At 36.8% G+C, this 24,077-nt stretch carries 22 protein-coding genes; 7 read left to right on the top strand and 15 right to left on the bottom strand.

Features of this window, described 5'->3' with window-relative positions:
• Positions 1 to 73: 73 nt before the first annotated feature.
• Positions 74 to 1,780: an AMP-binding protein gene (locus AC5YDM_RS08025; protein WP_496151598.1), complete on the bottom strand. Its 1,707-nt coding sequence runs from the start codon at positions 1,778 to 1,780 to the stop codon at positions 74 to 76.
• A 345-nt stretch (positions 1,781 to 2,125) separates the two neighbouring features.
• On the opposite strand from AC5YDM_RS08025, the gene AC5YDM_RS08020 reads away from it, so the two are divergent.
• A complete protein-coding gene (locus AC5YDM_RS08020) occupies positions 2,126 to 3,325 on the top strand; it encodes an iron-containing alcohol dehydrogenase (protein ID WP_496151597.1) in 1,200 nt (399 codons plus the stop codon).
• A gap of 97 nt (positions 3,326 to 3,422) precedes the next feature.
• Positions 3,423 to 4,223, top strand: a complete 801-nt coding sequence (locus AC5YDM_RS08015) for an enoyl-CoA hydratase-related protein (protein ID WP_496151596.1) — start codon at positions 3,423 to 3,425, stop codon at positions 4,221 to 4,223.
• 373 nt (positions 4,224 to 4,596) lie between these two features.
• Here the strand turns inward: AC5YDM_RS08015 and AC5YDM_RS08010 are convergent, their stop codons facing one another.
• The 10 genes from AC5YDM_RS08010 to AC5YDM_RS07965 all read right to left on the bottom strand — a co-directional run bounded on the left by AC5YDM_RS08010 (position 4,597) and on the right by AC5YDM_RS07965 (position 13,873).
• Positions 4,597 to 4,794: a hypothetical protein gene (locus AC5YDM_RS08010; protein WP_496151595.1), complete on the bottom strand. Its 198-nt coding sequence runs from the start codon at positions 4,792 to 4,794 to the stop codon at positions 4,597 to 4,599.
• A 55-nt stretch (positions 4,795 to 4,849) separates the two neighbouring features.
• On the bottom strand, positions 4,850 to 5,080 hold the full coding sequence (locus AC5YDM_RS08005; protein ID WP_496151594.1) for a hypothetical protein: 231 nt from the start codon (positions 5,078 to 5,080) through the stop codon (positions 4,850 to 4,852).
• A 99-nt stretch (positions 5,081 to 5,179) separates the two neighbouring features.
• A complete protein-coding gene (locus tag AC5YDM_RS08000) occupies positions 5,180 to 5,395 on the bottom strand; it encodes a cold-shock protein (RefSeq protein ID WP_496151593.1) in 216 nt (71 codons plus the stop codon).
• Between the two features lie 422 nt (positions 5,396 to 5,817).
• Positions 5,818 to 8,646: an RNA polymerase-associated protein RapA gene (gene rapA / locus AC5YDM_RS07995; protein WP_496151592.1), complete on the bottom strand. Its 2,829-nt coding sequence runs from the start codon at positions 8,644 to 8,646 to the stop codon at positions 5,818 to 5,820.
• A 228-nt stretch (positions 8,647 to 8,874) separates the two neighbouring features.
• Positions 8,875 to 9,519, bottom strand: coding sequence for an RluA family pseudouridine synthase (locus tag AC5YDM_RS07990; RefSeq protein ID WP_496151591.1), 645 nt, complete (start codon positions 9,517 to 9,519; stop codon positions 8,875 to 8,877).
• Between the two features lie 157 nt (positions 9,520 to 9,676).
• Entirely contained in the window at positions 9,677 to 10,381 is a 705-nt protein-coding gene (locus tag AC5YDM_RS07985) for an acyl carrier protein (RefSeq protein ID WP_496151590.1), read from the bottom strand.
• A gap of 12 nt (positions 10,382 to 10,393) precedes the next feature.
• Positions 10,394 to 10,810 (bottom strand): GlcG/HbpS family heme-binding protein, encoded by a 417-nt coding sequence (locus AC5YDM_RS07980; RefSeq protein WP_496151589.1) that lies wholly within the window; start codon positions 10,808 to 10,810, stop codon positions 10,394 to 10,396.
• A gap of 105 nt (positions 10,811 to 10,915) precedes the next feature.
• Positions 10,916 to 12,214 carry a glutamate-1-semialdehyde 2,1-aminomutase gene (hemL, locus tag AC5YDM_RS07975; protein WP_496151588.1) on the bottom strand — a complete coding sequence of 433 codons (1,299 nt, stop codon included), beginning with the start codon at positions 12,212 to 12,214 and terminating at the stop codon, positions 10,916 to 10,918.
• A gap of 65 nt (positions 12,215 to 12,279) precedes the next feature.
• The gene (gene thiE, locus AC5YDM_RS07970; RefSeq protein ID WP_496151710.1) at positions 12,280 to 12,900 is read right to left on the bottom strand and encodes a thiamine phosphate synthase; all 621 of its coding nucleotides are present in this window, start codon (positions 12,898 to 12,900) and stop codon (positions 12,280 to 12,282) included.
• 274 nt (positions 12,901 to 13,174) lie between these two features.
• On the bottom strand, positions 13,175 to 13,873 hold the full coding sequence (locus tag AC5YDM_RS07965; RefSeq protein WP_496151587.1) for a hypothetical protein: 699 nt from the start codon (positions 13,871 to 13,873) through the stop codon (positions 13,175 to 13,177).
• A 233-nt stretch (positions 13,874 to 14,106) separates the two neighbouring features.
• Between AC5YDM_RS07965 and AC5YDM_RS07960 the strand changes: the two genes are divergently transcribed.
• Entirely contained in the window at positions 14,107 to 14,616 is a 510-nt protein-coding gene (locus AC5YDM_RS07960; RefSeq protein WP_496151586.1) for a hypothetical protein, read from the top strand.
• Between the two features lie 544 nt (positions 14,617 to 15,160).
• Here the strand turns inward: AC5YDM_RS07960 and AC5YDM_RS07955 are convergent.
• Positions 15,161 to 15,544, bottom strand: a complete 384-nt coding sequence (locus tag AC5YDM_RS07955; protein ID WP_496151585.1) for an Mpo1-like protein — start codon at positions 15,542 to 15,544, stop codon at positions 15,161 to 15,163.
• A 273-nt stretch (positions 15,545 to 15,817) separates the two neighbouring features.
• Here AC5YDM_RS07955 and AC5YDM_RS07950 point away from each other — a divergent pair, with 273 nt between their 5' ends.
• Positions 15,818 to 17,320 (top strand): CYTH domain-containing protein, encoded by a 1,503-nt coding sequence (locus AC5YDM_RS07950; RefSeq protein WP_496151584.1) that lies wholly within the window; start codon positions 15,818 to 15,820, stop codon positions 17,318 to 17,320.
• A gap of 351 nt (positions 17,321 to 17,671) precedes the next feature.
• Here AC5YDM_RS07950 and AC5YDM_RS07945 read toward each other — a convergent pair whose 3' ends face one another.
• Positions 17,672 to 18,331 carry a TetR/AcrR family transcriptional regulator gene (locus tag AC5YDM_RS07945; RefSeq protein WP_496151583.1) on the bottom strand — a complete coding sequence of 220 codons (660 nt, stop codon included), beginning with the start codon at positions 18,329 to 18,331 and terminating at the stop codon, positions 17,672 to 17,674.
• 151 nt (positions 18,332 to 18,482) lie between these two features.
• Between AC5YDM_RS07945 and AC5YDM_RS07940 the strand changes: the two genes are divergently transcribed.
• Entirely contained in the window at positions 18,483 to 19,712 is a 1,230-nt protein-coding gene (locus tag AC5YDM_RS07940; protein ID WP_496151709.1) for an MFS transporter, read from the top strand.
• A 108-nt stretch (positions 19,713 to 19,820) separates the two neighbouring features.
• Here AC5YDM_RS07940 and AC5YDM_RS07935 read toward each other — a convergent pair whose 3' ends face one another.
• Positions 19,821 to 21,524: an ATP-binding cassette domain-containing protein gene (locus tag AC5YDM_RS07935; protein WP_496151582.1), complete on the bottom strand. Its 1,704-nt coding sequence runs from the start codon at positions 21,522 to 21,524 to the stop codon at positions 19,821 to 19,823.
• An 88-nt stretch (positions 21,525 to 21,612) separates the two neighbouring features.
• Positions 21,613 to 22,245: a hypothetical protein gene (locus tag AC5YDM_RS07930; RefSeq protein WP_496151581.1), complete on the bottom strand. Its 633-nt coding sequence runs from the start codon at positions 22,243 to 22,245 to the stop codon at positions 21,613 to 21,615.
• 108 nt (positions 22,246 to 22,353) lie between these two features.
• Here AC5YDM_RS07930 and AC5YDM_RS07925 point away from each other — a divergent pair, with 108 nt between their 5' ends.
• Both AC5YDM_RS07925 and AC5YDM_RS07920 read left to right on the top strand, forming a co-directional pair.
• A complete protein-coding gene (locus AC5YDM_RS07925) occupies positions 22,354 to 22,755 on the top strand; it encodes a DUF3144 domain-containing protein (protein WP_496151580.1) in 402 nt (133 codons plus the stop codon).
• 235 nt (positions 22,756 to 22,990) lie between these two features.
• Positions 22,991 to 24,061 carry an amidohydrolase family protein gene (locus AC5YDM_RS07920; protein ID WP_496151579.1) on the top strand — a complete coding sequence of 357 codons (1,071 nt, stop codon included), beginning with the start codon at positions 22,991 to 22,993 and terminating at the stop codon, positions 24,059 to 24,061.
• Positions 24,062 to 24,077 lie beyond the last annotated feature (16 nt).

The following is a 24,077-nucleotide window of genomic DNA, read 5'->3' as shown; positions in this document are numbered from 1 at the left end:
TTCACTTTGAGACCTTATCTCTTAGATTTGAAATTCTTGATTTCAACCCCTAACTCTATTTCAACTACTGATTTTAAGACTCCCAAATCACCTCTTTATTCTGAGCCACCCAAGACTCAATCAACGGTTCATATTTTGATTCAATCTTATTACGTTTAATCTTCATCGTTGGCGTAAGCATGTCATTATCCATGGTCCATAAATCCATAATAACCACGATGAAACCAATCTTTTCATGCGCTTCTAATTTTTCATTAACCTGATTTTTTAGTGCAATGAGCGTTTCCTCAATTTCATCACGCTTATTGTCTTGTTTGAGCTTATTACGAATTTCCTCAGCCAACATCACAAATGCAATCGGTTGTTTATGACTTGAACCGCCAACACATACCGACTCAATGATTTGGTGATTACCAATTTTCTGTTCAATGGGTACAGGCATGACATATTTACCTTTTTGAGTTTTAAATATGTCTTTAACGCGACCTGTAATTTTCAATCGTCCACTTGAGTCGATCTCCCCCATATCTCCTGTTCGTAAGAATCGATCTTCTGTTAAATCTTCAGCGGTCTTCTCTGGATTTTTATAGTAGCCCATCATCGTACCTGGGCTTTTGACAAGAATCTCCCCATTCTCATCAATTTTGCATTCAACACCTGGTTGTACGTGACCGACATAACCACTCAAATATTCACCCCAACGCGTAATATGCGAATAACCGCTGTTTTCAGTCATCCCATAAACTTCTAGCAATTCAAGACCTAGGCTCCGATACCATTTAATGATATTGATCGGTAAAGGCGCTGACCCCGTGAGCGCATATCGCACATGATTGAGACCAAGTTTGGAAAGCAGCTTTTTCTTAAATGCATTACCTAAAATTGGAATTTTAAACACGATATTTTGGACTTTAGGTGGGATTTTCTCATTAATTCCTAGGTAAAATTTGGTCCATAGACGTGGTACAGAAAAGAATATCGTCGGTTTAGCACGATTTAAATCTTCAATAAAAGTTTCAAGTGAGTTTGCAAAATATACAGTAAAACCACAGATGATCACTGATGATTGAATAAATACACGTTCAGCCACATGTGCTAAAGGTAAATAAGACAATGCCCTATCATCAGATGTCACTCCAAAAGTACCTTTCAGCTCAGCTGCTGGTGATAACAATGTTTCGTAACTTTGCATCACCCCTTTGGGCAGACCTGTACTGCCTGAGGTATAAATAATCGTGGCTAGCTCTTGAGCCTGCGGAAGATAAGGTGAAGCTGTCGGTTGTGTTTTAGCAACAATATCGTCCCATGTAATCGCATCATAGTCAGGTGCAAGTGGTAGTCGAATACAGGGCATATCATTTGGAATAATGCCTTTTACTTCATTCCAACTGTCGCCAACACCATCCAATTTACCAATAAAAAGTACCTTGCTTTCACTATGCTCCAACACATATTTTGTACCATCAGCATTCAATGTCGTATAGAGCGGAACGGAAACATGACCTGACATCCAAATGGCTAAATCAGCCATAATCCAATGCGCACTATTTTTACCAAAAATCGCAATTTGACTGCGTTGAGGTAAATTCATGCCCTGTAAGTAAGTCGCCATGCGCTTTACTTCATCCGCGACTTGTTGCCATGTAAATTTGATCACTTCGCCAGTAGGCAAAGGTTGAATTAAAAACTCTCTATTTGGAGACTTCTGTGCCCAATGTAAAAGATAATGTACGTGTGTAGGCAAGTTATCCGATCGCCCGATCTTATTCGAATCTTCCATGTAATGTTTATCCTTATCATCTCGATAAAATGGTGAATTTATTTTGTATATTTGTCATCCATATCAAATTTCTACCATAAACTTAAGATAAATCAAGTATAAAAAAACATCATTTCATTACCCCTATCACCCAAAATTTTAATTAGAAATCTTGAGTAGTAATAACTAAAGGCGCTCAACTCGATTTCATAGCCTAAAACTTGATTAGAATCATCCCCAAAAAAATATTTCCACAAAAAATCACTACTAGCATTTTAGGTCAATGGAGTTGAATGACTTTGCCAATGTAGCAGCAAGTTTTTTAACCTATAACTAAAAATAATTCATGGATTGAGTTAATTGTAAATGGCTAAATTATCAACAATAATTAAAGCAAAGGCGCAACTGAAAGCAGTTCAAGCACTCACATATATACTCCCCGTATCCCATCCTTTGGTTTTTGCTGGACCCAATTCGGCATTAAATTTATGCGACAACATTCAGCAATTAGGCATGAAAAAAGTGTTGATTGTGACCGATGAAGTTTTACTCAAACTCGGTGTGATTCAACCTTTACAAAGTAAATTGGAACAAGCAAATATTCAGGTCACTATTTTTTCTGAAGTTAAACCCGATCCAACCTTTGAAGTTGTAGAAAAAGCGATTCAGCTATTTACAAGTTCACAGTCGGATAGTGTCTTAGCTGTTGGAGGTGGTTCGACTATAGACACCTCGAAAGTATTAGCATTGGCTGCTGCCAATAACAAATCACCAAAACAGTTGATCGGGATATTAAAAGCCCGAAAACCTTCATTTCCCTTATTTGTGATTCCAACCACAGCAGGTACAGGTTCAGAAGTTACTGTTGCAGCCGTTTTATCGGACAATGAAACCCATGTTAAAAGTTTAGTCATCGACCATAAGGTTGTCCCTCTTGCAACAGCACTTGACCCTGTCATTATGCAAGGCATGCCGCCTACCATTACCGCAGATACAGGGATTGATGCTCTGACACACGCCCTTGAATCATGGGTCAGTGAGTTTGCGAATCAAGAAACTGATTTTTATTCACGCGCTGCAACCAAACTTATTTTGAATAACTTAGTGACTGCTTGGAAGGATGGAAAAAACTTAGCTGCACGTGAAGCCATGGCGCTAGGTTCTCACTATGCAGGTCTTGCCATGAACAAAGCAGCTATAGGCTATGTACATGCGCTTGCTCATCAACTGGGTGCAAAATATGGTATACCCCATGGTCGTGCCAATGCCATCATTCTCCCGCATGTACTCGAATTTAATCGCGAAGCTTCTGAAAAACGTTTAGCCAAGTTAGCACGTGAAATTGGTTTAACGGATGCTAAGAATGATAGTGAGGCAACTGATATTTTCATTCAGCGCATCAAAACGCTTTTAGTTGAATTAAACATCCATACACAAGTTCAAGGCATTCAACAACATGATTTTCCAGACATGATTGAAGCAGCATTTACAGAGGCACATGGTATGTATGCTGTTCCTAAGTATATGGATTATGCGGATGCTGAACGTATTTTAATGCGCCTTTAAAAGGCACTATTTGATTTAGCTAAAACTCACTAAAACATGACGTTTTGAAATTAAAAAGCTAAAAGTCATCATCTATTTAAAATAAGGATATTTTAAAATGTTGAAATCGATTGAATGCTCTTATGCTCATTTACATGCTCAACTTGATCAAGGTGTACTAACACTCTCGATCGATCGTGCTGAAGCTAAAAATGCTTTGAATATGGATTTGTATATCAATTTGCGCCAAGCCATTTGTGAAGCTGATCAAGCAAGTGAAGTGAGAGTTTTAATTTTACGTGGTGTAGATCAGGACTTTAGCGCTGGAAATGACATGCAATCATTTTTTCAGCTTCCCGAACTTCCACAAGCTGGACAAGCAGGTTCAACACCACCCTTTATGTTGCTTAAAGCTATGGCTCAGTTTTCGAAGCCTTGTATTGCTGCTGTTCGTGGCGCTTGTATTGGCGTGGCAAATACACTACTTCTACATTTTGATTTTGTCTATGCGGATGATACTGCTACTTTTCAAATGCCTTTCGTGAGGTTAGGTTTATCCCTTGAGGGTGCAGCAAGTTTATTATTGGTACAACGAGCAGGCTATCATCAAGCAGCAGATATATTATTGAGTGCAAAAAAATATGATACACATAAAGCTTTAAAAGCTGGCATTATCAATGAAATTGTCGACAATCCTTATGAATGTGCAACAGCTCAGGCAGAGCATTTGGCATCCCTCCCCATTGCTTCATTGAAAGCGGTGAAAAAGCTGATGAAGCATAATCTTGATCAGATTTTAAAATGCATTGATGATGAAGCTGAAGTGGTGATGCAACGTGCTCAATCGCCTGAAATGTTTGAAGCGGTCTCAGCTTTTATACAAAAAAGACCACCTGATTTTTCACAGTTTCACTCATAAGTCATGATTAACCATAAAATATTAGCAGAATGTGAATAATGATATTCAGCATGGCTATAAAGTTTTAATCAACATTAAATGCAATGCGGATCCAATCAATAAGCATTTTAACATTCTAAATTTTAATAAAATAACTACGCAATGTGTTGAGTAAATAGAGATTATTTATTTTCAAATATATTTGAAACACATCATAATTTTGATATTGAAAAAGGGCTTTGTTGCATAAAGCCAGCTTGAATTATTTTTTATGGTAACAACGTTATATTTTTTAGTTCAATATTACTCATGAACACGATGATTACTCTAAAAACTACCGAGTTTTAACACTCTAAAAGTCTATAGAATAATGATCTGTCATACGCTTAGATATTTATATAATTTTAAAGATTTTACCACTTAAAGAACTTTGGAAGAACATTTCAAAGCTTGGTCTAATATCTTCACCATCAATTGTAATATGCTTGATATTAGAATGAGACTGGGTAACTTCAAACTGGTGGTCTACCGTAGCTTGAATGGCATGTTTAGTTCCAAACTGATCTTTTACATTGATATTGTGTTTTAACATATGTATTCCTTTAATAAGATTGAAGTGTTAATAACACTTAAATAAGACTTAATTCTTATGAATTAACTCTATGATTTAATTTAAATAATTGATTAGAAGATATATAAAATGTGCGACCATCTAAATTTAAATCAACTTCTAAACCAGACGACAATAAAATTCTTTTTCCAACTTCTACTTGTTTGAAGCCTTCACGGGTATTTTGCATTCGAAAAAGAGGAATTAATGTAACTGATATTTCATTACCATTTGTAGATTTTGCAATTAAATCATTAATTTTTAACAATTTAAATTCCATTTATTTTTAATTCAAATACTATCTAGTCATTAAATTTTAAGATAAAAAAAGCACTTATAAGTGCTTTTTTTTACTGTTCAAGGTTACTTAGATAGCAACAATATTTACAGCATTAGGACCTTTTTGACCTTGAGCAACACTAAATTCAACCAACTGACCTTCTGCCAATGTTTTGAAACCAGAACTAGCAATTTCGCTGAAATGAGCAAAAACATCTGGACCTGATTCTTGTTGAATAAAACCAAAACCTTTAGTTTCGTTAAACCACTTAACAGTCCCTTTTACAACATTTGAGTTTGACATAATATATCCCATCAATTTTTAATAATTTTTAGTCAAATAAATGACTGGTGTTAACTTTGAAATAATAAAGAATGAGACTTAAAATCTGAAAAAACGAAGGATTATGAATAAAACTGCGATACTTAAAGAAGATTTAGCGAAACAAGACTTTTTTCTAGTTAAGTTAACTATACACTAAATTTTGAATTAATCAAGTTTTCTAATATAGCTACACCCTTTTATAAATAAAATAAATATAAAGTAAATTTTCTATCTTCCTTGTTCCATTTTATTAGAGCGTATTTACCTCAAACTCTATACTCATATACATTCTTTGAGTAAATACTACTCCCCTGAATTCACGTTTCATTTGACAACAATCAGAAATAGTCAAAATAATAAATAAAAAAGCACCCTAAGGTGCTTTTTTTAATTTATTCAAATTAAGGTTTAACCACAACCAATACTTGAATTGCTTCAGGTGTTACAGATAAACCATCAAGTAGACCCAAACCTTCTTTTTGAAGCTTTTGAAGACGTGTAATTTCATCTTCACGAATACTGGAATTGAATTGTTTTAAATAACTTAAACGATCAATCTCATATTGCCATTTGCTACCGTAGATTTCTTTCGCCTGTTTTTTCAATTCAGGCAATGCACCTTTAGCAATTTCCAAAGCTTGTTCATAACGTTGTTCAACCACATCGCGACGAGCTTTCACCACTTGACGACAGCTATTGCCATCTAAATGATGTAAATAAGGTTTCAAAATTTCAGGCGCAATTTTTTGCGATAAATCCTGTCCTTTTTCACTGAGTAATACACGAATCAATTGTGTCGGCAAGCTTGAAGGCAAGTTCAATGCTTTTGGCGCAACCACACCAACTTTAAACCACACTTCTAACAATACTGAACCTTGTGGCAATGCTGCAGATTTCAACAATGCTACGTTCGTACTACCAAATGATTGAGTATTAATCATTTCCATCACACTTTCAGTGAATGGGTGCTCAAGCGTAATGTATTGCGCATCTTCACGGATTTGTGCTTGGTCACGATAGAATGTCACAGTCATGCCTTCTTCATCCAACATCAAACCTTGAACTTGCATTTGATCTGTTGGCTTGATAATCACAGTACCGTTACTTTGTTCATCAAAATCAATATTTGTAGAAGCCATGAAACGCTTCATGAACATTGGCAATAAGGTATTATCATCATAGTCTTCAAGCGCGGTCACAATTTCCTGTGCAACCATAGGACGGCATGAGTTGTATTCAAGCAAGCGATCCCGACCTGATTGCAATTCATCTTCAAGTGCTTGGCGTTGAACATTTACAGCTTCAAGTACATCTTCAAACGCTTGTCCCTTATCTGCCAATAAACAATCTTTCAAATCAACAATAAAGTTTTCTTGAAGGGTTTGCGCTGTCGGAGAAATACTGCTGAAAATATTCAATGCTTCGTTATACCAACGGAACATACGCTCTTGTGCTGTACCTAATAGATAAGGCACATGAATTTGAATACGGTTTTCTTGACCAATACGATCTAGACGACCAATACGTTGTTCAAGTACGTCTGGATTGGCTGGTAAATCAAATAAAATTAAGTCTGATGCAAATTGGAAGTTACGACCTTCTGAACCAATTTCAGAACAGAGTAAAATCTGCGCTCCGTACGATTCTTCAGCGAAGTATGCAGCAGCTTGGTCACGTTCAAGCAAGCTCATACCTTCATGGAACATTGCAGTACGAATACCTGCATGGATACGAAGAGCACTTTCCAAGGCTTCCACCACAGGACCACTACGTGCAATCAACAACACTTTTTTGTGCTTTAACTGCGTACGAAGCATTTCCATGATCCAAGACACACGTGGATCGCTTTCCATCCAAGCACCATCTAACTGTGCTTCTTCAGGCCACATTTGCTCACGAAGCTTGCCATCTTTCGACCAACTTTCAGGTGCAGGCAAAGGCGCAGGCTGACAGTCACGACCTGGGAAGCCTTGAATGGCTTCACGTGTATTACGGAACAACACACGACCTGTACCATGACGGTCTAATAATTCATGAATTGCACGGAAACGCTGTTCAGGCTCATCTTCAATTTTATGACCCAATAAAACTTCTACTGCATTTAAATGCTCAGCTTCAAGTGGTGCATCCGACATTAAGGCTTCTGCAATCGATGCAGTTTGCTGATATTTTTCTTCTTCATCTAAGAAGCGATCAAGTGAACTGAAGCGTTGCGGATCGAGTAAACGTAGACGTGCAAAATGGCTTTCTACACCCAATTGTTCAGGTGTTGCTGTTAACAGTAAAACACCTGGAGTTTTCTCTGCAAGTTCCTCAACAAGATCATAGCGGTCGTTACCACCATCTTCTTCAGACCACATCAAATGGTGTGCTTCATCGACTACCAGTAGGTCAAAACCTGCTTCAATCGCTTGTTCACGCAAATCATCATGGTCAATCATCAAATCGACCGATGCAATAATACATTGTTCAGTCAAAAATGGATTGAGTTCAGGATCATGCTCTTTGATTGAAGCGGTACGCGTCAAATCAAATAATGAGAAATTCAAATTGAAACGTCGACGCATTTCAATCATCCACTGATATTGCAATGAGTCTGGTACCAAAATCAGGATACGTTCAGAACGACCAGTTTTGAGTTGCTGATGGATGATCAGACCTGCTTCAATGGTTTTACCCAAGCCTACTTCATCAGCAAGTAAAACTCGCGGAGCAAAACGCTTGCCGACTTCATGTGCAATGTATAACTGATGTGGAATCAGTCCAACACGTGCACCCACCATGCCGCGTAATGGACTATTTTGCATATTGGCTTGCATTTGCAAGGCTTCAATACGCAGGTCATACCATTCTTTATAATCCACTTGGCTCGCCAATAAACGATCAAGTGGCTTTGATAATTGAATGGTCGCACCTAAACGGGTTTCATTCAACGCTTTACGTTCTTGAGTCCCATCTTCAAGTGTACGAATCACGTCATAACGAAGAACGCCATTACGCTCTTCAAAAGCTTCAACCGTCCAAGTTGTACCTTCTTGGTCTTGCAGCTCATCTTTGACATTGAAAATGATACGAGATAAAGGTGCATTGTTACGTGCATAAACACGAGTTTCATCACTTTTAGGGAACAGGATGCTGATCGAGCGCTCATCTACATCAATCAATACACCTAATCCAAGTTCTGTTTCCGTGTCTGATAGCCAACGTTGACCAATAGCAAATTGCTGCAATTTTTTCCACCTTATCTCAAGTTAGGACTGAAAAACCGATGCTCAATCAGGAGATTATTTGAACAAAGTTTAACGTCTTTAAGCAATATATTTTGACATAAAGCCCACTAAAAAGTGAGCAAAATTTGGGAATGTTTCACAATTTTCCATTCAGCTTAGCTTTTACAATGAGGGCAACTGAATTGAATTCAAATCTAAATAAATAATCTAGGATTTAATATTGTAAAACTAAAAAGGAACCGGACTATGAAAATCCATACGTTCCTCAGATATCGGATGACTAAAGCTTAATCTTTCTGCATGTAGACAAAGTCTTGGCATCAATGTTTGATGCTCACGAGATGCATATAAAGTATCGCCAACAATCGGATGACCTAAATATTGCATGTGTACACGGAGTTGATGCGCACGACCTGTGATCGGAGTCAATTTTACCCGAGTCACAGCCTGACCCTCTATTTCGAATTGCTCAAGCGCATGCCAATGCGTTAGTGCAGGTTTATTATGCGTCTCATCTACAATATGAAGAGGTGGTCGAGATGGATCATAGATCACAGGGATATCAACTGTCCCCTCACCTTCGAGATGACCAACGATCAGTGCTTGATACGTTTTATCAGTCTGGCGTTCTTGGAACTGGCGAGAAATTGATTTTTGACCTGCTTTAGATAGCCCAAAAACCAAAAGACCTGAAGTGTCACGATCTAAACGATGAATCAGTAAAGTTCGGCGCTCTTCTTTGAGTAGACGATTGATTGCACAATCTTGTAAATCTGCAGTTTTTCCAGGAACAGAAAGTAGACCTGCAGGTTTATGAATGACCATAAAATCTGGATCACGATGAATGAGGTTTTCCTTTAGAAAGTTACTCAAAGTTCAATTCCTATCAGATCGTGAAAACAAGCCGGCAATGATAGAAAGCTTAGCCTAAAAATACAATCTTGTATTTGCGAAACTTAGTAATTATTTTCATTCTTTGATCAAAAAAGTAAAAAATGAACATTTAGCTCTCAAGCGAATATTTTGCTACCTAGACTCTGTTCTTTATGTGATGAATCAAATCCACTAAGTGAATGCTATTTTCAAAATCTTCATAACGAATATGAGCGCCATTTGCACGCCATAAACCCACTAGACTGACGATTCCTACTGAATCCAAACCATATAATTTAAGATCATAGTAAGGATCAATTTCCAAAGCATCCATATCAAGCTGTTCAGCTACAGCCAACAATATTCCTTTTTCAGAAAGAATAAACTCAGTTGGCGCACTCAACGCCCAAAGTCTCAGTACTGTTTGGGTATTCATGTGATGTAAACCCAAAGCTACTGTTGAGTTGATCCAATGGATATGTTGAGATTTTAATTCTAAGGAAATAGCATCATCAATCATGCAAATCTGCTGCGTAATCGAACTGATATGCTGAATAACCGATTTAATCGTGGGAGTAATCTGACCTGCAAAAATGATTTGCTTACTTTGAGAGACATAATCTCCCAAGCTCACCATTGCATTCATTAATTGCTCAGGGTTCAAATCTAGAATTGGAATATCCAGTGCTTTGGCTTTTTTTGACAATGAGATCAAATGTTCTGAAAACTCACTACCTTCAAAACCAGCTATTTGTCTGAGCTGCTGTAGCCCCACAACCACCAAGACAGATTCTGTTGATTCAAGACGCCATTTGGCTTGACTCAAATCCATTTCAACTTTTTTAGGCAGCGAATACAGCATCAATATTCAGATTTAATCTGCTAAAGCCAAAAATACATCAATCGCATGTTGCGCGATTTGAGCATCTTGATGCGATTTCACACCAGATACACCTAATGCACCGACCAATTGACCTTGATACAGAATCGGTTCCGCACCTTCAAGCATTCCAGAGATCGAACTAACAGTTAAAAATCCGAGCTGACCATCTTTAATCAATTCTTCAAAAAACAGAGTTGGCTTACGACTGAGCGCTGAACATTTGGCTTTTTCAATCGCCAAATTAGCCGTCATTGGAGAAGCTCCATCCATTCGCTTCATCGCTAATAACGTTCCTGTTTCGTCTACAACAGCAATGCTGACATTAAACTTTTGATCAATGGCATATTGATGCGCACGTGTGAGTAGAAATTCAGCATCTTCCAACGTTAAATAGTGCTTGGTTTTCATTTTCTAATCGCTATCCCTGAATTTCCTATTTGAGACAATACCTGATACAAAAAACCCGCAGTACTGATACTGCGGGTATATCTTAATTGATTTTATACACAAATATTATTTAATGCGTTCAAAAACTGCTTTAGCTGCTTGAATTGTGTACGCAATATCTTCATCTGAGTGTGCACTTGAGATAAATCCTGCTTCAAATGCCGATGGTGCTAAATTCACACCTTCATCCAGCATGCCGTGGAAGAACTTACGGAACATTTCAACATCGCATTTCAACATCGAATCAAAACTTGTGATATCTGTTTGATCTGTGAAATACAAACCAAACATACCACCCACTTGTTGAGTTTTGAATGGAATACCCGCTTCATCCGCAGCAACTTGTAGACCAATCAATAATTTCTCAAGTTGTGCAGTCAGTTTCTCGTAAAATCCTTCAGCACGTAAATGCTTAAACATTTCAATGCCTGCGCGCATTGCCAATGGGTTACCTGACAATGTCCCTGCTTGATAGACTTTCCCTAAAGGTGCAATGCATTCCATTACTTCACGTTTTCCGCCAAATGCACCCACTGGAAGTCCTGCACCGATAATTTTACCTAAAGTCGTTAAATCAGGTGTTACGCCATAGTGTGCCTGCGCACCACCAAGACCTACACGGAAACCTGTCATGACTTCGTCGATAATGAATACTGAACCATGTTCATCACATACATCACGAATGGCTTGTAAGAAACCATCAATCGGCTTCACCAAATTCATATTGCCTGCCACAGGTTCAACAATCACACCTGCGATTTCAGAACCAAACTTCGTGAAGCATTCTTTTAATGTTGCGATGTCATTGTACGGAAGCGTTAAAGTATGTTTTGCAAAATCCGCAGGTACACCTGCTGAAGTCGCTTCACCTTCACCACTCGTTAACAAACCTGAACCAGCTTTCACAAGTAAAGAATCTGAGTGACCGTGGTAGTTGCCTTCAAATTTTACAATTTTGTCACGACCTGTATAGCCACGAGCAAGACGAATAGCGGTCATGGTCGCTTCCGTGCCTGAGTTGGTCATACGAACCAATTCAATTGAAGGCATGATTTCACAAATGATGTCTGCCAATGTGGTTTCATGAACTGTGGGTGCCCCAAAACTTAAACCATCAACAGCTGCTTCTTGAACAGCTTTGATAATTGCAGGGTGTGCATGACCCAAAATCATGGGTCCCCAAGAACCCACATAATCCACATAGCGTTTGCCATCAACATCATACAAATACGCACCTTGTGCTTTTTCGATGAACACTGGCGTACCACCCACCCCATTAAATGCACGTACAGGAGAGTTCACCCCCCCTGGAATATGTTTACTGGCTTGTTTAAATAGTTGTTCTTGCTTTGCAGATAAAGTCATGAAGATTCTCAACTCAAAAATTACAATTTATTCAATATGATTTAGATTAAGCTTTTTCAGCAACCTTAAGCCTTTTCAGTAAATAGCTCAGACCAGTCATATACACGTTGGGAAACCGCTGACATTGAACCACCCAATACATTACTGATCACGGCACACAGATCAGCACCTGCCGCAATCACTTCAGCACCATTTTCAACCGTTAAGCCACCAATCGCACAGATCGGCACATTGAGTTTTTCTTTGGCTAACTTTAAAGTTTCTAAACCAATATTACCCGCTTCAGGCTTAGTCTCTGTTGCATAGATTGCGCCAAACGCCACATAGTTTGCACCATCTGCAATCGCTTGCTCAGCGAGTTCAATCGAGTTGTTGCAACTGCGACCAATCAATACATTTTTAGGGAGACGTTGTTTGGCTTCAACAATTGAACCATCGTTTTGACCTAAATGCACACCTACGCCATATTGCACCGCTGCTTCTAAGTCGTCGTTAATCACGAAAGGAACGTTATATTGATTGCACATGTTTTTCATGTATTCAATTTCATAGGCTTGATTTTCTTTCGCCACATTTTTACGACGATATTGCAAAACAGCCACTTCATAGGTCGCCATTGCACCTTCTAGTTTTGCCAGTAACAGTTCAATAGGATCATCATTGGTAATTAAATACAAACCGCGCATCGGTGAATCACTCAAAGCAAATACAAAAGTTGCGTCCATTATAGGACAAAGCACCGTGTTATCGCATTTGTTAAATTGAACAAAATAGAAAGCTCAGTGATTTACAGGATACCTAGAAAGATTCAGATTGTAGATATTTTTAAGAAATCGAAGAATGATAGATCGATGAAAATCAAAATTACTCAAAAAAACCGATATTCTGTAAAGTCTATTTTAAGTTTACTTAAATATAAAAATATTCATTTTAAACAAAGATAAATTTAGCCCCCAAATGTTAAATAGTCTTAATATTGGATGAAATTTCTTTGAATTCTAGGGTCGTTTTTTGGGTATTCGGAATATGCCCTGTAAAGTACTCATCCTTTGTTTGGAAAAAGAAATCAAAGCTCTGGCTCATAAAAGCGTCAACTTGACTCTGCTGTTGATAGATTGGCGCAAGACGATTGATATAGTAGTTGATCCAATCTACGTGATTAAGAAATGTTGAAGCATCTTTAAGACCAGTATAAAGACTTTGTAGATCCGTATAAATAGTGTTGATATTTGGATTAAACATCCATACCGTAATATTCATTGGCTCAATAGCAGTTAATGTATAGGGGGATGATGGTTCAAAGCATTCAATTTTATAAAGTTGAGCACCATATTCACTATAATTAGAACATATCAGTTTAGTGTTTTGTACTTGGAAGTAATCCGTACCCAACTCTATTTCTCGAATATTCTTAGAAATTTCTAAATAAGTTGGTAACTCATCTACTTTCAGTCCATCAAATTCTTTAAATAATGCAACACTGATTTTGATGAGATTACTTTCACCTGTCCCTGTAATCATTCCTTTATCCCAGGAATGGATTTTATAAATGAAATTTTCTAGATATGGTATTTTTTCACCCTTTTTAAGCACAATTTCTTTATTGTCAGCTGTAACAATGACGCTATCATTCAGTTGAATTGCTGTGATGAAAGTCATACTATTTTTAAAAATATTGAATTATTATTTACATATAATAAACTAAATATCAACCAAAGTTTAAGAATTATAAAAAGGTAAATTTATGGCTGGAGGTTCTCAAATCATAATTAACAAGAATGGGATCACATTCATTACACCTGCAAAGTTTGAAGCTAAGGCTGGACAGCATCAAATGAAGGTTTTGCTTTATATTAGGGACTGGGACTCTATCTGGCCATAGCGCACCTAATATGTTTTATATTGCCCAAAAATTAGATTATACATGGTTTATGGGACAAGGAGATTTAACAAAAAATCAGGGGTATTATACTGGAATTGGTGGATTATGTCCTCTAGTCTTCAAGGGGTTAAAGTATGGTGATGGCAATTTATATAGTAAAGAATTAAAAAATTCTAAGCTAACAGGAGAACCTTTACCTGCTCACAAACCATTTTTAATTCAAAGAAATAATAATAGATATGCTGCACTTTCTCGATTGGATAATCGAACAGGGCGAGGTGGAATAGGATTTACCCCTACTGCTGATATTGTCGTCATTGCTCAAGAACATGGTGTAGGGTCTGTTTCTTTTGATAATTTTAGAGATACATTTATTAAAAATGGTTGTACCAATGCCTGTGCTATTGATGGTAGTGATTCTGTATTTCTATGGTATGGAGGGTCATTTCAATTTATGGCTGGAGATAATAAAGATGAAACACAAACTTTTGGTATCGGTGTAAGAGCAGAAACATCATGATAAAAAAAATTATAGTAAGTATTATCTTATCTTGTATTACAATATTATCTTTTTCTATTGTAGATAGCAGTTGCTCAACCAACCTATATAGTATTTTTTCTATTTGGTTGATGGAAATACCTCGATTTCATGAATATAGTTTTTTTCTTTACGGATTTTTAATTAACCTTTTCATTCTAAGTATTTCATACTTTATAATTTTTTATTTATTCAAAATAATATTATCTAAAAAATTGATTTTAACTTTAATTATTGTTTTAGTAGGCCTTTATGTACATTTCGTATCTCAAACAAATATAAGACTACATATTGATTCAAGACATGCATTTCCAAAAGAATTCAAAGAAGATAATATTGATAGAAAAATTACATTTTTCTTTATTAATAAAGATGTAGAATGTCCTGACTAATAAAAATTTAATGTTGTTTAAAATAAAACTACCTTAATTTTTTACAATATAAGTTAACTCTCCCTTATGAAAAATTAAACCTAAGTATTTCAAAATTTAAAAGCCCAGTAATCTCTGGGCTTTTCCTTAAAAACTTAACTCTCAATCTGATCAAAAGCACGATCTTTTAAACTCAAATTACCTCTTACGATATCCGACAACATCCGCCAATCCGATATAAAACTATACAAAGGTTGTTTAAAGCTTGCAGGCTTATTTTTTTCAAAGACAAAATGCCCCACCCATGCACATGCATAGCCTGAAACTAAACCATAGACTAGATACTTGGCTTTTCTTTGACGAATGGCTTTACTGAAAAAATAAATTCCAACCGTACTTCCCGCCGCATGAAGACGACGGCTCATAATGCTACGGTGTTCAGTTAAATAAAAACGGTAAAATTCAGAATAATTTTTTATCGGTAGCTGAAACTCTTGCGTTGGGCTAATTTCAAACTTTGGCTCTACATGTGCATTCATAGCGATCTTCTTGTTCCTTTTTTAATCACTCTAATGCAATCTTGTAGAAATAGAAAGTCCACGCTGTCGGATTCAAAAAATGAATATTTGTGAAGCATTCAATTTTTAATGCCATGTATTTCATTTTAATTCAGTTACAATCCATCCCTTATGATGCATGTTTTTTTAAATATTATATGTGCATCAAGCGAAAACCCTTTTGAATCAATTAATGAAAATTGATTGGCTCAATTTTTTGTTTTTTATAAATAGAATTTGTCTAGGATTTATACAATGACTGAAGTTGAACTGAAGTTTCAGATTCCAGAAACACGCCGTATGGCTTTAATGAAAGCTGTCGATCCAAAAAAATCTGAGATTATTCAACTTCAAGCAAAGTATTACGATACCCCAGATCACCTACTTTCAGCGCATGGTGTTGCACTTCGCCAACGCCTTGAAGGTACGCGTTGGATTCAAACTTTGAAAGCTGCAGGAAAAAGCCATCTTCACCGTTTTGAGGATAATTATGATCTGGGTGAGTTCAAAACTGAAATAACATCTGATGATACCGAAGCCTTAAATCAAATACTGACACCCAGTTTAGATCTGAGTATTTATGATCAAAATCCAGAAGCAAAAAGAATTTTAGACAATGCTCTAGGGCATCAAAAAGAATCATTACAACTTCAGTTTGAAACAGATATACAACGTACTCTGCGTGTCATTTCCTATGAAGAGGCTGAAATTGAAGTCTGTGTAGATATTGGGCAGGTCAAATCTGGCGAAAAATCACAAGAGATCCATGAAGTTGAGTTCGAACTTAAATCTGGCAAAGATTCTACATTGCTTGCATTTTCATTTGAATGGGTCAAAAAATATCAACTTTGGCTCGATGTACGAAGTAAAGCTGAATATGGCAATTTGCTTTTACAAGATTTATTGGTCAGTCCTGCGGCACTTGAAAAAGAAATCATACTCGCCAAAAAGGAATCTGCTGAAACCAGTATCCGCAATTTGATTACCCATCAAATGAATCATTTATTGCCAAATATTGCCGCTATTTCAGCTCAAGTTTCTGAAGACACGCATATTGAACAGGCTCATTTGGCACTTGATCATTTGCATCTTACTCTCTCTATATTTAAAGATTGGACGTCAAAAAGTACCGATAAATGGGCAAACCAACTGTCTGCATTTAAAAGCCACTTTGAAAATCTCAAACACTTTGAGCATATGCAACGTACCTTAGGCGCTTTACTACAAAATCCAAAAACAGCGGAAAGTTTGAGTAAAGACGTACTTTATGCCAAAGAAAAGCTCAATAATTTGGTGAAATCTACGCAAAATGTTCAGCACTATCTTGAACTACTGATGTTCAGCTTGGGTACATCCAAAAAAGTTCAAACCAATGACTTAAAATGGTATGCACAAAATACTTTGCAAAACCAATATAAGCTGCTGCAAGACACACTGAATGACGTTGATGTGACTGATTTTGAGAGCTTAGATCTTTTAGCATTACGCTTAAATGAATTGAAATTTAGCTTTCCAATTTTGACGCATATTTTTGATGTTAAAAATTTGCAAAAGTATGGTAAATCTTTGAATGATGCTCACGAAGCAGCACAACAGTATCAAATACTTGCATCTTCTTCATCTTATTTACAACAGACGGAACTGGAAGCCAGTGATTGGTTTGCACTTGGTTGGCTTACAGCGAAACAAGAGGTTTATGCTGAGAAATTGATTGAAGCCACTGAACAGTTCTTAGTTAGTCGTAAGTTTATTAAATAATTTATTTAAATATTGTATGGCAATACTGACTCAACTATTCGTTTAAGAATTTGCTTAAAACTATTCACTCAATGATTGAGTCAGAAAAACCAGCAATGTCAATCTTCACTTATTGATCATATCAACAGTGAAATTGGCGCTGCACTCATCCAATTTTTTCATTTTCAAATGCCACACTTTCTATAGCATGATGAAAATAAACAGCACTATTAATTACACACCCTTTTAGCTAACTATTTACCTACTTACCCGCTTATTATTTAGTTACTTACTTAAAGTTATTAACTACCCAACCATAAATTTAATGTGCTTCCGGTTCTAAATTTTCTCTAATTCCTTTCATCTTTGAAATCAGAGATCTTGAATAAAGATGTCCCACGATTTCATTGCCATTTTCACCACATTTTCTAATTGACCTAGCTCTGCACCGTCTCGAGCTTGAATGGTCATCCCTTGGATCAAGGTCGTGTAGTAGTCCGTCATGGCCTGAACGTCAGCATGATTAGGAATATCCCCAAATTTTTGCCCTAAAACTAAGCGATCATGAATTTTTGATTTGGTATGTTGCCGTCTTTCAAGTAACTGTTGTTGTATCGCACTATTTTCAGTTGAACAATTCATGGTTGCGACCACTAACATACAACCAACGGGTTTATGGTTTTGAATCAATCTTTTGAGATTTTCAAATAAATACAACTCTATGGCAATTTTAGTGGATTTGGCTTGAATAAAAATCTGATCCATTGAACAGGCTTCATTCTCCAAATAATAATCCAAACACTTTTCAAAAAGCGCTACTTTTCCGCCAAAGGTACTGTAGAGGCTTGGGGCAGTAATTCCTAATGCTTGGGTCAGATCACTAATCGACGTTGCTTCATAACCATACTGCCAAAACAAAAGCATTGCCTTTTCAAGCGCATCTTGTTCATTAAAGCACTTGGGGCGTCCACGCCCTTTTGATTTAGCCACTAAACTATCTTGTTGATTTTCTGGCTTTGTAATTTCTGTCATAACATCCCCATTTAATTTTATAACGATCACTAATAAATTAATTGACCTGTGTCAATAAATCAAATAATTTAATTTCATAACAATCACTATGAAATTAAAATTCAAGGAGTGACAGTCAATGAACACTCAAATCAAACTGACTGAAACGAATCTGCATCAACACCATAAACCTGAAGATGACGTACCTAAAGACCAAGCACCTAAAACAGAAGGCAATTGGTATGCCGTGATTACCCTTTCAATTACCGCATTCATTCTCGTCACCAGTGAGTTTTTACCTATTGGTGTCCTAAACGCAATAGCACAAGATTTACATGTCAGTGTCGGTACAGCAGGCTTAGTCATTACCTTACCTGCAATCATGGGCGCTTTTGCAGCACCACTGATTTCCGTCTGGGTAAAAAGTTTAGACCGAAGAGTATTATTGATCTCATTGACCGCTGTCATGGTCATCGCCAATTTCATCACGGCTTATGCTGCAAGTTTTGAGTTACTGTTACTGAGCCGATTCATATTAGGCATCGCAATTGGTGGGTTTTGGGCAACAGCAATTGCGCTCAGTGGTCGTGTAGCCCCCTCACACCTCCCTATTGCTAAAGCGACTGCAATCGTCATGGCTGGAGTGACTTTAGCCACTGTTTTAGGTGTCCCAATTGGAACTTGGCTGAGTGAACTATATGGCTGGAGAACCGCTTTTGTTATCACAGCGGTCATGGGTTCTGTCATTTTGCTACTTGAATATTTTTTCCTGCCAAAACTTCCACCGACTTCAGCGATCAAATATCGTGACTTGCCTGCACTGTTTCAAAATGAAAAAGCACGTAAAGGCTTGGTCATTATTCTACTTATCGGTTTCGCGCATTTCTCAACCTACAGCTATCTCGCACCATTCTTTAAAAATGTCGCTGGATTTAATGGCTCAACGATTAGTACTTTGCTGTTGGTCTACGGTGCCGCAGGATTTTTTGGTAATGCGTTTGCGGGCTATAGCAGTAATATTAACGTCCGTTATACCTTAGCAGTGGTTGGGCTCAGCCTTGGTATTGTTTTTCTAAGTTTTCCTGTCTTTGCTGTTGATTTAGTCGGTGCATATATTTTAACGGCAATTTGGGGTTTTGCTTTTGGCGCATTTCCAACAACTGCGAATATTTGGATGTTTTTACATGCACCCGAAGCTGTTGAAAAAGGCATGCCTCTATTTGTAGGGATGTTCCAAGTGATGATTGCAGTAGGCGCTTTATTTGGTGGCTTCATGGTCGACCATTTTAATGCAAGCACATTGATTTATAGTGTGATTATATTGATTGGATTGGCTTTACTTGCTGTATTTACCCATAGTCGCGGGTTGAATAATCCAAAGATCCAATGTCCAAATACTTAAAATTTAATCTGTAAATCCAACTCTTATCGACACTTAAGTTCAGCATGTCTAATACATGCTGAACTTTGAATATCAAATCCAACTCAGAAAATCATAATGAACGAATCGCTACACTTTTTCCGAATTGAGTGCTTTTAAAAGTTTATTAAAGTCCAAAATTTCATCTGCCAATTCAATGGCATAATTCGCATGAGAAATCATAAAAATCGTACTCACCTGTTCACGAATTATCGGCATAAGTTTTAGACTTGTTAATTCATCCAACGCTGCTGTGGGCTCATCTAAAATAAGTAATTGTGGTTTTTTTAGCAGAGCACGAATAATACTGATTCTTTGTTTTTCACCACCTGAGAAGCTTTTGTAAATATCTTGAATATCACTATCTAAGCCAATATTGTTCTTTTCAAGTAGTTTGATTAAATCAAATCTCTCCAACCATGACATCAACTCATCATCATTGATATCGAGCATGCTGTTGTGTACTAAATTCTGTCTCAATGTTCCTGAATACACGATTGGCGTTTGGCTGACAAAAGCGATTTCTTTGAAGATATTCGATGAAAACTGATGACTAATATCAAGATTTTTATAATAGAGTTGTCCTTTTTCTATTTGTTGTAAGCCCATCAAGTAGTTAATAAAGCTAGTTTTACCAATCCCTGTTCGACCAACAGCCACATAGAACTTACCTTCTTCAATTTTAAAATTAAACTGTGTTAAACGAGTTTTCCCCAGTGTTAATTCTGCATCTTGAAACTGATAGAAAATTTGTGAAGGGCTAATCAGTTGCTGACTAAATTGATCCTTTTCATACTCGAAATAATCATTGAATTTGTTGATTGCGATAAAATCACCGCGCAGTCGAATAATACTTTGCGACATCATCATTAAAGGCATAGTTAGACTAATAATATAAGTGCTGATCAGTACAAAATCACCTGAAGTAAAACGATTATTTTGGAATAAATAAACCGACAATGCCATAAACACAAACAGGAAGAATCCAACAAAAACCACTTGATACATCATGAAGATGATAATTTTTATATACGTCTGTCTAGATTCAGCCATGTAATGATTGATTCTTTTTTCAAAAGCATTTAACTCGTAGACAGTGGCATCATTCACTTTAATGTCATAACTACTTTGTACTTTTTCAATAATAAACTGATTCAATTGATTGCGAGATTCATACATGGCTGTAAAGAAATCTTGTGTCTTAAAAGTAATCAGCAAAGAGAGTAATACGGTACAAATCGAAAAGCTTAAAAAGTACAATCCATAGCTAAAATCAATATTATTTGAAAGAACCCAAACCATACCAATAATTTGAAAAATAACAGGCACAATAATAAAAAAAACGGTATAAAGGATTTGACCGAATGCTTCCGAACCACGTAATAAATTGGTATTAAATACCCCCGCATCTTGTTTGTTTTGCACGTCATTTTTTAATTTAAAATAATTTCTCATCCCTTCAAAAATAAGAGCGGAGTCCAACCTCCTTAATAAAAACGAACTAATCAACCCATCCACTTGGTTAATGATTTGATTGATCAGCCAACCGCATGCATAGGCTAAAGCCAATAAGTAAAGCAAATCAATTGAAAAATAGTCCCTAAATAATAATGGTTGATTATGCCCTTGAGATTGATCAACCAATAACTTCAAGAGATAAGGTAAACCAATACTCAAAAGTGTTGTTATCAATAAACACAGGCTAATAACCAGTAAATAGGGTTCTGGATGGGGATAAAACTTTTTTGAAATTTCCCAAACTTTGATAAATGTACGAATCTTTTGATCAGTCATTAAAATATCGTCGTATTTTTTAAACTATCTTAAGGGTCGGCTTCATTCGTTTAGAAGTCGTATCGTGTAACAAAATCCAATAATCTTGTTATCTATTCTTTCCAAACACACGCCAAGTATTGTTATCTGCCAAAGGATCGCTATAACTATCATTGCGCTGTTTACGTGGCTTATCCCGTGCATCGACCAGTTCAAAATGAGGCTCTACACTCAATACGATTCCATTTACATAAAACCGAGTACGCGTATATTCACTTTGACCATGTTGAAACACATAAGTCCGTAAATCGACAAATTCACGGTGTGCCACTAAGGCTGCTGTGTCATCGCTGTCTAACCATCGTGCCATCGCTTGAATTTGATCAGGCTCAAACTGACCGCATTTATCTACTAAACTCGCAATACCTCTAAATGTTTTAGATTCCTTTGCACGTGTTTTATTAATACGAATACGATCCACATGAAAGTAAAATAAAGGTAAGTTCAAATGACTCGGTAAATGAATCGCATCGACAACTTCATCTTCCATGAAGGGTTGAAACAAATCTTGCGCTCTTTCAATCAAACCTGTCCATTGAGCGTAATAGGTTTCAACCTGTGCTTTCGATCCATAATAAATCGGCAAGCCCTCAACATTTGCGAGATCCGCTGGTGGCCAAATATTTTGACGTAAAAGTGCAATATCACTTTTTAAACTTTGAACTGCAATGGCATCCTGCATCATGAACTCTACGTATTGCTTAGGCTATTTTTAGATTAAGTCAAAGGTTTAGTTTATGCAAGGCTTTGCCTATAATACCGCATTAGATTTTTATGCTAGGAACAGTTCATGGTTCAGAAAATTGAAGCGACTGATGTAACCGAAGAAGAAGCGTTAAATGCAGTTTTCTTTGAACGTGCTGATGAATTTATCAAACAAGCCAATGAATTTTGCCGTGTTGAGAAAGGCTCTCAAGTGAAACCTGCTGAAATGCGTGGTCAAGTCAGTGCTGCTATGTTGTTTGGTACTGCTCGCTTTAACACTTGGGTTGCAGCCAATGGCTTTAAAGATGGCAATGAAATGCGTGATGCCAAAGATCAAGTGATGTCTTATGTCATGCAACAGTTCCAAATGATGCTTGAAGACAACTATGACGAATACTGCGAACAGTTTGAAAACTATCTTCGTTTCCGTCATAACGAAGAGTTTCATGCCAATAAGCATGACCACAAACACGATCATAAACACTGATTTTGAAATTTTTAAAGCACCTTTAACGCTTTAAGATCATTTAAAAATCAGCATTAAAAGCCCTCTATCACTTGATGAGGGCTTTTTAATTTGGAAAAGAGTCATTCTAAATTTGCTCATCTGAGAGCTTAAATCCATCTATGATTTATTTTTAAAGGATTGGACAAAAATACAATGTTAAGACTGAACTGAATATCGTATCTTATAAAAATCAATGACTCAGTTAAGGACGATAATGAATCATTTAGATTTTCCAATCGTGGATGCGCATATTCATCAATGGGATCCTTACCACACCCCACATGCTGCAGCTTTGGCTGTAAAATTATTCGGTAAACGTCCAAAATTACTCGATAAAGTCGTGCGTCTTGTTAAATCCAAAGAACTCATTGATACCATAGGTTTAACACAACATATCACTGCCCCCTATCTACCAGAAGATTATAAGAAAGATTTGCGACATTATGTCGTTGATCAAGTCGTTCATGTTGAAGCTAGTTGGCATCATCAAAAAGGCAAAGGTGTGGTTGAAGAAACGGCTTTCATTGAATTACTCCCTTTTCAACAACACGATTTAAAATTAGGTGCATTGATTGCAACCGCTGATCCACGAGATTCAAATTTCAAAAAAATATTGAAAATGCATAATCAAGCCTCTCCTCATTTTAGAGGAATTCGTAAAATGGCTTCCTTCCATGAAGATAAAGGCATTTATGCATGGGCAAATGAACCGCATTTATATCGCAATAAGAAGTTTCTCAAAGGCTTTGAGTTATTAGCTCAATACAATCTCAGTTTTGATGCATGGACGTATTCAACACAGCTTTCAGATGTCATTGCACTTGCAAAACAGTTTCCTGAAACATCGATTGTTCTTGATCATTTAGGGACACCTGCTGGACTTTTTGGTGCAGTGGGTAAGCATACTGGACTCACTAAAACTGCTCGTGAAAATATCTTCTTTCACTGGCAAGAAGACATTGCTGAACTTGCAACGCTACCCAATGTTTACACCAAAATGTCTGGGTTGATGATGCCTGTATTGGGCCATCATTTTCATCAAAAACATCAACTTGCTTCTAAGGAACAAGTATTTGACTTGGTTCACCCATTGATCACTCATACGTTGCAAAGTTTTGGTCGTTATCGTGTGATGTTTGCTTCAAACTTCCCGATGGACAGTGTCAGCTCGTCGTTGGTCAATATTATTGACGCTTTCAGCGATGTGGTTGCAGCTTATGATCCCGATGCGCTTGAACAAGTATTCCGTAAAAATGCCATGCAGTTTTATAGAATGAAATCATAGTCATAACAAATGAATT

It is taken from the genome of Acinetobacter sp. CY81, from assembly GCF_059515925.1.
Note: the sequence above shows the minus strand (reverse complement) of the source record. Positions and strands in the feature narration are given on the sequence as shown.